This window comes from Modicisalibacter sp. (assembly GCF_055145905.1).
In genome coordinates this window covers 35,768-46,932 of sequence record NZ_JBSREH010000040.1, presented here as the reverse complement: position 1 = coordinate 46,932, position 11,165 = coordinate 35,768, and the positions used below count along the sequence as shown (strand labels likewise).

10 protein-coding genes are annotated in these 11,165 nt (G+C 66.1%); 8 read left to right on the top strand and 2 right to left on the bottom strand.

Translation table 11 applies throughout. The features are described from left to right. On the bottom strand, positions 1 to 135 hold a 135-nt coding region (locus ACTCB7_RS12095), incomplete at its 3' end, for a pyruvate kinase (protein ID WP_463006866.1). A gap of 416 nt (positions 136 to 551) precedes the next feature. Between ACTCB7_RS12095 and topA the strand changes: the two genes are divergently transcribed. From topA to ACTCB7_RS12065, 6 genes are all read left to right on the top strand, one after another. Further along, a complete protein-coding gene (gene topA, locus ACTCB7_RS12090) occupies positions 552 to 3,185 on the top strand; it encodes a type I DNA topoisomerase (RefSeq protein ID WP_463006864.1) in 2,634 nt (877 codons plus the stop codon). Further along, positions 3,182 to 3,640: a DUF6586 family protein gene (locus ACTCB7_RS12085; RefSeq protein WP_463006863.1), complete on the top strand. Its 459-nt coding sequence runs from the start codon at positions 3,182 to 3,184 to the stop codon at positions 3,638 to 3,640. The genes topA and ACTCB7_RS12085 overlap by 4 nt, the downstream gene beginning before the upstream one ends. 103 nt (positions 3,641 to 3,743) lie before the next feature. Further along, positions 3,744 to 3,980, top strand: a complete 237-nt coding sequence (locus ACTCB7_RS12080) for a hypothetical protein (protein WP_463006862.1) — start codon at positions 3,744 to 3,746, stop codon at positions 3,978 to 3,980. 102 nt (positions 3,981 to 4,082) lie between these two features. Beyond that, positions 4,083 to 5,192, top strand: a complete 1,110-nt coding sequence (locus ACTCB7_RS12075) for a cobalamin-independent methionine synthase II family protein (protein WP_463006861.1) — start codon at positions 4,083 to 4,085, stop codon at positions 5,190 to 5,192. 58 nt (positions 5,193 to 5,250) lie between these two features. Next, positions 5,251 to 6,081: a transglutaminase-like domain-containing protein gene (locus ACTCB7_RS12070; RefSeq protein WP_463006860.1), complete on the top strand. Its 831-nt coding sequence runs from the start codon at positions 5,251 to 5,253 to the stop codon at positions 6,079 to 6,081. 29 nt (positions 6,082 to 6,110) lie between these two features. Next, positions 6,111 to 6,596, top strand: a complete 486-nt coding sequence (locus ACTCB7_RS12065; protein ID WP_463006859.1) for a LabA-like NYN domain-containing protein — start codon at positions 6,111 to 6,113, stop codon at positions 6,594 to 6,596. An 82-nt stretch (positions 6,597 to 6,678) separates the two neighbouring features. On the opposite strand, the gene ACTCB7_RS12060 is transcribed toward ACTCB7_RS12065, so the two are convergent. Then, the gene (locus ACTCB7_RS12060; RefSeq protein WP_463006858.1) at positions 6,679 to 8,613 is read right to left on the bottom strand and encodes an aconitate hydratase; all 1,935 of its coding nucleotides are present in this window, start codon (positions 8,611 to 8,613) and stop codon (positions 6,679 to 6,681) included. 364 nt (positions 8,614 to 8,977) lie between these two features. Here ACTCB7_RS12060 and ACTCB7_RS12055 point away from each other — a divergent pair, with 364 nt between their 5' ends. Both ACTCB7_RS12055 and ACTCB7_RS12050 read left to right on the top strand, forming a co-directional pair. Further along, positions 8,978 to 10,189 carry a thiamine pyrophosphate-dependent dehydrogenase E1 component subunit alpha gene (locus ACTCB7_RS12055; RefSeq protein WP_463006857.1) on the top strand — a complete coding sequence of 404 codons (1,212 nt, stop codon included), beginning with the start codon at positions 8,978 to 8,980 and terminating at the stop codon, positions 10,187 to 10,189. Beyond that, a complete protein-coding gene (locus tag ACTCB7_RS12050; protein ID WP_463006856.1) occupies positions 10,182 to 11,159 on the top strand; it encodes an alpha-ketoacid dehydrogenase subunit beta in 978 nt (325 codons plus the stop codon). Before ACTCB7_RS12055 ends, ACTCB7_RS12050 begins: the two co-directional genes overlap by 8 nt. The last annotated feature ends 6 nt before the right edge of the window (positions 11,160 to 11,165 follow it).

Genomic DNA, 11,165 nt, shown 5'->3' with positions numbered 1-11,165 from the left:
GAAGTTGAGGCGTACCACGTCGACGCCGGCGGTGATCATCGCGTCGAGCACGCCCTCGCGGTCGCTGGCGGGGCCCAGGGTGGCGACGATCTTGGTGCGACGGATGGGGGCGTGGCCGTGCAATGCTTCCGGCATGAGGGTCTCCTTGGTTGGCCGCTTCATCGATACGTGAATAAACGTGGCAAATCCTCGGGGGCGAGAAAAGTCGCCGGAGGCCGATAAAGGCATGTGCCGTCTGCCGGGCCTGCCCGCCACGCTTTCATGTAGTCATTTTACTACATAATACTACAGCACGATGTCAGCCCCGAAAACAAAGCTGTCAACGCACGGACCGGTGGCCGGCGAAGCTTGCGCGGGGACTCGGGTCATGGCTAGTGTCATGAAGGCCGGCCCGGCGGCAGGCGGCTCGGCCGGCCCCGGCCCGTGACTGGCGCGAAGCAGGTGGCTGGGGTAGGGTAGGCGCATTTTTCCGCCGGCGGCCCGGAGCCGTCGGCTACGGACACCTTGCCGGCTTCCGGAGACGGGAGTCGGCCAGTCGAAAGTGGAGCACTATGGGCAAGTCACTGGTCATCGTCGAGTCGCCGGCCAAGGCCAAGACGATCAACAAGTACCTCGGTAACGAGTACATCGTGAAGTCGAGCGTTGGCCACATCCGCGACCTGCCGACCAGCGGCTCGGGCAAGACGGCTTCCGACCCCAAGGAACGTGCGCGTCAGGCTGCCGCGACCCGCAAGATGTCGCCGGACGAAAAGGCGGCCTACAAGAAGCAGAAGGCCTGGACGCAGCTGATTCGCCGCATGGGGGTCGACCCCGAGCATGGCTGGGAGGCGCGCTACGAAGTCCTGCCGGGCAAGGAAAAGGTGGTCGAGGAACTGGCCCGGCTGGCCAGGAAGGCGGACGCCATCTATCTCGCCACCGACCTTGACCGCGAGGGGGAGGCGATCGCCTGGCACCTGCGCGAGACCATCGGCGGTGATGACGATCGCTACAAGCGAGTCGTATTCAACGAGATCACCAAGAATGCCATCCAGGAGGCCTTCAAGGAGCCGGGCACTCTCAACATGCCCCGGGTGGAGGCCCAGCAGACGCGCCGCTTCCTGGACCGGGTGGTGGGCTTCATGCTGTCCCCGCTGTTGTGGAGCAAGGTGGCGCGCGGTCTATCGGCAGGGCGTGTCCAGTCGGTAGCGGTGCGCCTGATCGTCGAGCGCGAGCGCGAGATCCGCGCCTTCGTGCCCGAGGAGTTCTGGGACGTGCATGCCGACCTGAGCCCGGCCGGCGGCGACGAGACCGTGCGCTTCGAGCTGGTCCGCCAGGACGGCAAGCCGTTCCGGCCTACCTCCGAGGCCGAGACTCTGGAGCGTATCGCCGCGCTGCGCACGGCAGACCTGTCGATCACCGCCCGCGAGCAGAAGCCGACCCGCTCGAAGCCCAACGCGCCGTTCATCACCTCGACGCTGCAGCAGGCGGCCAGCGGTCGGCTGGGCTTCTCGGTCAAGAAGACCATGACGCTCGCCCAGCGGCTCTACGAGGCGGGCTACATCACCTACATGCGGACCGACTCCACCAACCTTTCCCAGGAAGCGGTGAATGGCGTTCGCGACTACATCGGCAGCGAGTTCGGTCAGCGTTACCTGCCGGAGTCACCCAACCGCTACAGCAGCAAGGAGGGCGCCCAGGAGGCCCACGAGGCGATCCGCCCCTCCGAGGTGACCCGCACCACCGCCGATCTGAACGGCATGGAGCGTGACGCCGAACGCCTCTACGAGCTGATCTGGCGTCAGTTCGTGGCCTGCCAGATGACGCCCGCCGAATACCTGTCGACCACCTTGACCGTCGAGGTCGACGGCTACGAGCTGCGTGCCCGCGGCCGCGTGCTCAAGTTCGACGGCTACACCCGGGTGATGAAGCCCGCCGGCAAGAAGGACGAGGACCAGACGCTGCCCGACCTGGCCGAAGGCACCGCGCTGCAGCTGGTGACGCTCGACCCGCAGCAGCACTTCACCAAGCCGCCGGCGCGCTTCACCGAGGCGAGCCTGGTCAAGGAACTCGAGAAGCGCGGCATCGGCCGACCCTCGACCTATGCCTCGATCATCTCGACCATCCAGGATCGCGGCTACGTCAAGCTCGAGAACCGGCGCTTCTATGCCGAGAAGCTCGGCGACATCGTCACCGACCGCCTGGCCGAATCCTTCGACGACCTGATGGACTACGGCTTCACCGCGCGCATGGAGGACAACCTCGACGAGGTCGCCGAGGGGCAGCGCAACTGGAAGGGACTGCTCGACGACTTCTATGCGCACTTCAAGCAGCAGCTCGAGCGGGCCGAGGCCGAGGACGGCATGCGCCCCAACCAGCCGGTGCCCACCGACATCGACTGTCCCAAGTGCGGGCGCAAGATGCAGATCCGCACCGCCTCCACCGGGGTGTTCCTGGGCTGCTCGGGCTACAACCTGCCGCCCAAGGAGCGCTGCAAGACCACCATCGATCTGATCCCCGGCGAGGAGGCGGTGGCCGCCGATGCCGACGAGGATGCCGAGACCGATGCGCTGCGCGCCAAGCACCGCTGCCCCGAGTGCGGCACGGCGATGGACAGCTACCTGATCGACGAGACCCGCAAGCTGCATATCTGCGGCAACAGTCCCGACTGCGCCGGCTACGAGATCGAGACCGGCAAGTTCAAGATCAAGGGCTACGAGGGGCCGACCATCGAGTGCGACAAGTGCGGCGCCGACATGCAGCTCAAGTCCGGGCGCTTCGGCAAGTACTTCGGTTGCACCAACGAGAACTGCAAGAATACCCGCAAGTTGCTCCGGAACGGTGAGGTCGCGCCGCCCAAGATGGATCCGATCCCGATGCCGGAGCTGGCCTGCCAGAAGGTCGAGGATCACTACGTGCTGCGCGACGGAGCGAGCGGACTGTTCCTGGCGGCGAGCCAGTTTCCCAAGAACCGCGAGACGCGCGCGCCACTGGTCAAGGAGATCCGTGCGCACGCCGAGGCGCTGCCCGAGAAGTATCATTTCCTGCTCGAGGCGCCCGACGAGGATCCGGACGGCCGCCCGGCGCAGATCCGCTTCTCGCGCAAGACCAAGAGCCAGTACGTGATGACCGAAAAGGACGGCAAGGCGTCCGGCTGGAAGGCGACCTACGAGGATGGGCGCTGGCAGATCGAGGACAAGCGCAAATGACACCACGGGGACGTACCAACCAGCTGCTCTATCAGGCCGAGCTGCTGCTCGGCATGCCCGAGGGTGACGACGAGCATGCACCGGCACGCCGCATGGCGCGCGAGGAAGGGGCGCTGGCGCTGCTCGGCCTGGCCCTGGATGCGGCACTGCGTGAACTGACCGAACATGCCGCCTTGGCGCACCACGACTGGCGCGAGCTGCTGGGGGCGCAGGGCGAGAATGTGGCCGAGCTGCATCGCCTCAGGGAGTTGCGCGAGGATCCGCAAAGCTGGCTCGGGCATCTTTGCGCACAGCTGGACGCTCTTGAATCGGCCGAGGGGGTAGCCCGCCGCGAGGCCGATGCCTCACTGATCGCCATCGCCGATCGTCGTCCCCTGGGGGATGACCTGAGCGCCGGCATTCAGGCGTTCAAGGCCGAGCTGGCGCGCCTGCGGGAAACCAGCTTCGAATGGTGACGTCCGCGCCGCGGGAGTGGTAAGCTGGGGCAAAGACAATGACGACCATGGCCATGCGCTGTGGTCGTTTTTTGTTGTCATGACGGGACATATCGAGGTGAACGTGTCAGAGACCGCTGTACTGGAAATCGTCGAGCTCGCCGATGGCGAGGTCATTCTGCGCCCCGCCGAAGGGGAGGGCGAACCCCTGCTGCGTATCCGTTTCTCGGAAGAGGCCGCGGAGCTGCTGCGGCAAAGCCGCTTCGAGGTGGCCCGCGAGATGATCGATCACGCGATCACGCGCACGACCCTTTGGGAAGGCGAGCGTGAGGAAGCCTCGGTTCCCGAGACGGTGCATTGAGGCCATCTTGAATATTGTTCATGGCAACCTGAACAGACTCCGTTAGCCACCTCATGATGCATTCGGCATAGTGCGGCCCTCACAGATCGAGGGAGCCGTACCATGCCTGTTTCTACCTTTCGTGCCGACACGGTCGGCAGTCTGCTGCGCAGCGAAACGCTCAAGCAGGCCCGCCACCGTCATCAGGCCGGCGAGATCGACGCCATCGCGCTGCGGGACGTCGAGAATGACGAGATCCGCCGTGTCGTTGCCCGTCAGGAGGCGCTGGGCCTCGGCGCGGTGACCGACGGTGAATTCCGGCGCGCCTGGTGGCATTTCGACTTTCTGGAACGGCTGATCGGCGTCGAGGGTTTCGAGGCCGAGCAGGGCATCCAGTTTCAGGGTGTGAGCACCCGGGCGCGCGGCGTTCGGGTCGTGGATCGGCTCGGCTTCCCGGCCGACCATCCGATGCTCGATCATTTCCGCTTCCTGGCCGACACGGTGAGTGCATCGACGGCCAAGATGACCATTCCCAGTCCCAGCGTGCTGCACTTCCGCGGCGGACGACGCAACATCGATGAGCGCGTCTACCCGAGCCTTGACGCCTTCTTCGCCGATCTGGCCGACACCTATCGTGACGCCGTCCAGGCGTTTCATGCCGCCGGCTGTCGCTATCTGCAGCTCGATGACACCGTCTGGGCCTATCTGTGTTCGGCCGAGCAGCGTCAGGCCGCTCGCGAGCGCGGCGACGACCCCGAGCGCCTGGAGGCCATCTACGCCGAGGTACTCAACCATGCCCTGGCCGGCCGGCCCGACGATCTCCACGTCAGCCTGCACGTCTGCCGCGGCAACTTCCGTTCGACCTGGATCAGTGAAGGCGGCTACGAGCCGGTCGCCGAGACCCTGTTCGGCAAGGTCGACGTCGATGCCTACTTCCTCGAGTACGATACCGACCGGGCCGGTGGCTTCGAGCCGCTGCGCTTTTTGCCGGAGGGCCACAAGCAGGCGGTGCTGGGGCTGATCACCACCAAGAGCGGCGAGCTCGAGCCGGTGGAGGCGATCGAGCGGCGCATCGGCGAGGCGCAGCGCTTCGTCGCCCGGGACCAGCTCTGCCTGAGCCCGCAGTGCGGCTTCGCGTCCACGGAGGAGGGCAATCACCTCAGCGAGGACGAGCAGTGGGCCAAGCTCGGCCGGGTCGTCGAGATCGCCCGGCGTGTCTGGGACGACGCCTGACGTATCCACTGTCATAAGCGGCTACCCTCAACACAGGCGTGGCGAGGGAGGGGCAGAGATGCGTCTGAGGATCGGCTACGAAATCGTCTACGAGTGCCCGCAGGCGGTACCGATGATCGTGTTGACTCACGTGCACTACTCGCGGGTTTCCGATCTGGTGGCGCCGGATTACCTGATCACGGTGCCCTCCCTGCCGACCGAGCCCTATCGCGACTCGTTCGGCAACTGGTGCGTGCGTCTGGTGGCTCCGCCCGGGCGTACCGTGATCGCCGCCGATGCGGTGATCGACGATCCCGGCCTGCCCGACCCGGTGCATCCCGACGCCGGGCAGCTGCCGGTGGAACAGCTGCCGTCCGAAACGCTGCTGTATCTGATCGGTAGCCGCTACTGTGAAACCGATCGGCTCTCCGATATCGCCTGGCAACGGTTCGGCAGTGGCCCTTCCGGTTGGCAGCGCGTACAGGCCATCTGCGATTTCGTGCATCATCACATCAGCTTCGGCTATCCGTATGCACGGGCGACCAAGTCGGCCTGGGAGGTCTATCACGAGCGGGGTGGGGTGTGTCGCGACTTCGCCCATCTGGCGGTGACCCTGTGCCGGGCGATGAACATTCCGGCACGCTACTGCACCGGTTATCTCAGCGACGTCGACGTCTTGCCACCGCACGCGCCGATGGACTTCCATGCCTGGTTCGAGGCCTATCTCGACGGTGGCTGGTACACTTTCGATCCGCGCAACAACGATCGTCGGATCGGCCGTGTCCTGATCGCCCGGGGGCGGGACGCCGCCGATGTGCCGATCGCCAACACCTTCGGGCCCAATCGCCTGGCAGCGTTTCGGGTCTGGGCCCATGAAGATGACGGCCATTCGCCGCTGTTGCCTGGCTGACCCCTTTTCCTCGACACCGGAGCCGAGCCGTGGAGCGCATTGCGATCCTGGTTGACGTGCAGAACGTCTACTACACCACCCGTCAGGCCTTCGGCCGGCACTTCGATTACCGGGCGTTCTGGCGCCGGGCCTCCGCTGGCCGCCAAGTCGTCCAGGCGCTGGCCTATGCCGTGGACCGCGGCGACGACCAGCAGCGCCGCTTTCAGGACATCCTCCGCGGCATCGGCTTCACGGTGAAGCTCAAGCCGTTCATCCAGCGTCGCGATGGCTCCGCCAAGGGCGACTGGGACGTGGGAATCACCCTCGACGCCGTCGAACTCGCCACGGAGGTCGAACGCCTGGTGCTGGTTTCGGGTGACGGTGATTTTGCTCTGCTGGCGGACCGGCTCGCCGAGCGTTTCGCCATCCCGGTCGAGGTTTACGGCGTGGCGGAACTCACCGCCGAGGCGTTGAAGCACTCGGCGTCGGAGTTCATCGCGATCGACGACGCCCTGCTGCTCCCCCGGCCGGGGTGACGTCGTCGGTGCACCGGGTCGCCGACCGCCGGAGCGCCGGCCATCGGAGCGCCGGCCATCGGAGCGCCGACCGCCGGTTCGATCAGATATCGTGGTGGCGTTTCATCCAGTTGATCAGCCCGCCGTCGAGCAGCACCTCGACCTGTCGCGGCGTCAGATCGTGGCGCAGGGTGATCTTGCCCTGGGGCGTCTCGGCGGTCAGGGTATCGCCGTCCTGGAGAGCCTTGTGCAGCCCCGAGAAGCGCAGCGTCTGGCCGGTCTCCAGCGCGTCGTAATCGGCGTCGCTGTCGAAACGCAGCGGCAGCACGCCGAAGTTGACCAGGTTCTGCCAGTGGATGCGCGCGAAGCTTTTGGCTACCACTACCCGCAGGCCCAGATAGCGTGGCGCGATGGCGGCGTGTTCGCGGCTCGAGCCCTGGCCGTAGTTGCCCCCGGCGATCAGCGCGTGATCACCGCTGTCGTGGGCGTTGCCGACGTAATCTGCGTCGACGGGCCCGAAGCAAAAATCCGAGATTCGCGGGATGTTGCTGCGGTAGGGCAGCACCTCGTTGCCGGCGGGCATGATTTCGTCGGTGGAGATGTCGTCGGCCATCTTGAGCAGGATGGTCAGCTCGAGGTCGTCGCCGATCGGCTCGAACTCCGGCAGCGAGGCGATGTTGGGTCCCTTGATCAGCTGGACCCGCGAGGACTCCGATGCCGGCAGGGGCGGCATCAGGTCGCGGGTATTGAGGATCGGGTCGATCGGATCGCTGACCCTGGGGTAATCGAAATCAAGGTCGCGGGGATCGGTGATCTCGCCCCTGAGCGCCGAGGCGGTGGCGGTTTCCGGGCTGCACAGGAAGACGCGGTCCTCGCGCGTGCCGGAGCGGCCGGGAAAGTTGCGCGGCGTGGTCCGCAGGCTGTTGGTGTCGTTGGCCGGTGCCTGGCCCATGCCGATGCAGCCGTTGCAGCCGGCCTGGTGGAGGCGGGCGCCGGCGCCCAGCAGGTTGAGCACGTGACCGTCGCGGGTCAGGGTCTCGAGGATCGAGCGCGAGGTGGGGTTGAGGTCGAACGACACCCAGTCACTGACCTGGCGGCCCTTGACCATCGCCGCGGCGATGGCGAAGTCGCGATAGCCGGGATTGGCCGACGAGCCGATATAGGCCTGGGAGAGGCTTTCGCCGGCGATCTCGCGGACCGGTACTACATTCCCGGGGCTCGAGGGCCTGGCGATCAGCGGCACCACGTTCGACAGGTCGATGGTCTCGTGAACGTCATAGTCGGCTCCGTCGTCGGCCTCGAGGGGGGCGAAGTCATCGGGGCGGCCCACTGCCTCGAGGAAGCGTTTTACCGCCTCGTCGGCGGGGAACACGCTGGTGGTGGCGCCCAGCTCGGCGCCCATGTTGGCAATCACGTGGCGATCCATCGCCGAGAGGCTGGCGAGCCCCGGGCCGTAGTACTCGATGATCCGTCCGGTGCCGCCGTCGACGCCGTGTCGCCTGAGCATCTCCAGGATCACGTCCTTGGCGCTGACCCAGTCGGGCAGGGCATTGGTGAGCTTGACCCCCCAGATCTCGGGCATCTTGAGGTGAAAGGGCTCGCCGGCCATGGCCATCGCCACGTCGATGCCGCCGGCGCCGATCGCCAGCATGCCCATCGAGCCGGCGGCGGGCGTGTGGCTGTCCGAGCCCAGCAACGTCCTGCCGGGCCTGCCGAAATGCTGCTGGTGGGTGGGGTGGCTGACTCCGTTGCCGGCCCGCGAGAACCACACCCCGAGCCGGGCGGCGGCGCTCTGCAGGAAGCGGTGATCGTCGGGGTTCCTGTTGTCCTCCTGGATCAGGTTGTGATCGACATACTGCGCCGACACCTCGGTTCGTACCCGGGCGAGTCCCATCGCCTCGAGTTCCAGCATCACCATCGTGCCGGTCGCGTCCTGGGTCAGCGTCTGGTCGATGGTCAGGGCGATCGGTTCTCCCGGGGTCATGCGGCCCTGTGTCAGATGGGCGCCGATCAGCTTCTGTGCCACGTTCATGGCCATGAGGTCTCTCCTTGTGCGGGTCCTTCCTGCGATGTATCGCCGTCCTGTCTCCCAGTGTAGAAAACCGCTCCCGATCGACTAACGTCGCACGTCGCCTGACTGACGCGGCGAATGGCATGTTCTATGTTACGTAAACGTCAATAAGCGCGGGTCGGCCAAGCGTTGAAAGCCGGCCGCATTGCGTCGGCGCACGTCCCACCCCTCGACGGTGCCGCCGACTACAGTGACGGGGAGGGGCGTTGCACGGCAGCGATCACCGCCCCGGCCGACTGCCATCCGGAGCTCGCTCACGAGGCGCTCGGTTCCGGTTCTGTGATGTGACTCGCGTGTCCCGTGATCCGGGATACGACAAGGAGCGACGAGCATGAGTACAACAACAGCCGCGGGTGTCGTTCATGAACCGACCTTCCTGAACGGCGATGAATTTCATATTCCCCGGTTCGAGCTGCTCCGGCAGGACGGGACGCTGCATCCGCAGGCCGCCGCGCCCGAGTTCGAGCGCGAGACGGCATTGCGCATCTATCGCGCCATGCTGTTCACCCGGGTGCTCGACGAGCGGATGATGGCCGCCCAGCGCCAGGGGCGGCTGAGCTTCTACATGCAGTCCACCGGCGAGGAGGGTACCGTGGTCGGCAGCACCGCGGCGCTCGATCCCGGCGACATGATCATGGCCCAGTATCGCGAGCAGGGCGCCCTGGCCTACCGCGGCTTCGGCCTCGACGAATTCATGGACCAGCTGTTCGGCAACGAGCACGACCATGGCAAGGGCCGGCAGATGCCGATTCACTACGGCTCGAAGACGCTCAACTACCTGACCATCTCCTCGCCGCTGGCCACCCAGATTCCCCAGGCGACCGGCTACGCCTATGGCCAGAAACTGGCCGGTGAGGGTCTCTGCACGCTGACCGTGTTCGGCGAGGGGGCGGCCTCGGAAGGCGACTTCCATGCCGCGCTCAACATGGCTTCGGTGCTGCAGGTGCCGGTGGTCTTCCTGTGCCGCAACAACGGCTATGCGATCTCGACACCCGCCCACGAACAGTTCCATGCCGACGGTATCGCCCCACGGGCCTTCGGGTACCGCATGAAGGTGATCCGCGTCGACGGCAACGACGTGCTGGCCGTCCATCAGGCGACCCGGGCGGCGCGCAAGCTGGCGGTGGAGGACAACCAGCCGGTGCTGATCGAGGCGATGACCTACCGGCTCGCGGCGCACTCTTCCTCGGACGATCCATCGGGCTATCGCAGCCGCAAGGAAGAGGATGCCTGGCGTGAGAAGGACCCGATCCTGCGCATGCGGCGCTGGCTCGAGGCGCAGGGCTGGTGGAGCGATGATGAAGAAAAGCACGAGCAGGAAACCCGGCGCCGCGAGGTGCTGGAGGCGATGAAGGCCGCCGAGAAGCGCCGGCCGCCGGCCCTCGAGACGCTGGTGACCGACGTCTACGCGCAGGTGACCCCGGCACTGGCCGAGCAACTCGCCGCGCTCGAGTCGCACATTCGCAAGTATCCGGATGCCTACCCAAAGAGCGCACCCTATCTGGATCGGGACAAGGCGACAGGAGGGCGTGACCATGGCTGAGATGAATCTGCTCCAGGCCATCAACAACGCCCTGGACACGGCGATGGCCGCCAACGACAAGGTGGTCTGCTTCGGCGAGGACGTCGGCGTGTTCGGCGGTGTGTTCCGCGCCACCAGCCACCTTCAGGAAAAGTACGGTCGCGATCGCTGCTTCAATACCCCGCTGGTCGAGCAGGGGATCATCGGCTTCGCCAACGGGCTGGCGGCGCAGGGGGCGGTGCCGGTGGCGGAGATCCAGTTCGCTGACTACATCTTTCCGGCCTTCGACCAGATCGTCAACGAGACCGCCAAGTTCCGTTACCGCTCCGGCAATCTGTTCGACGTTGGCGGGCTGACCATCCGCACACCCTACGGCGGCGGCATCGCCGGCGGCCACTATCATTCGCAGTCCCCGGAGGCCTATTTTGCCCACACGCCGGGGCTGCGGGTCGTCGTGCCGCGCAACCCGCACCAGGCCAAGGGCCTGCTGCTGGCCGCGATCCGTACCCCCGATCCGGTGCTGTTTCTCGAGCCCAAGCGGCTGTATCGCGCCGCGGTGGGCGAGGTGCCGGACGAGGACTACGAGCTGCCGCTGGGCGAGGCGGAAATCACCCGGGAGGGCACGGACATCACGCTGCTGGCCTGGGGAGCACAGATGGAGGTCCTCGACAGGGCGGCAGAAATCGCCGAAAAGGAAGGTATCTCCTGCGAGATCATCGACCTGCGCAGCATCCTGCCCTGGGACGTCGAGACCGTGACCGAATCCGTGCTCAAGACCGGCCGCCTGGTGATCAGCCACGAGGCGCCGTTGACCGGTGGTTTCGCCGCCGAGATCGCCGCCACCATCCAGAGCTGCTGCTTTCTCTACCTGGAATCGCCCATCGCCCGGGTGACCGGCCTGGACACGCCCTTCCCGCTGACGCTGGAGAAAGAGTATCTGCCGGACCACCTGAAGGTCTTCGAGGCGATCAAGGCCACCATCGATTATTGAGCGGCG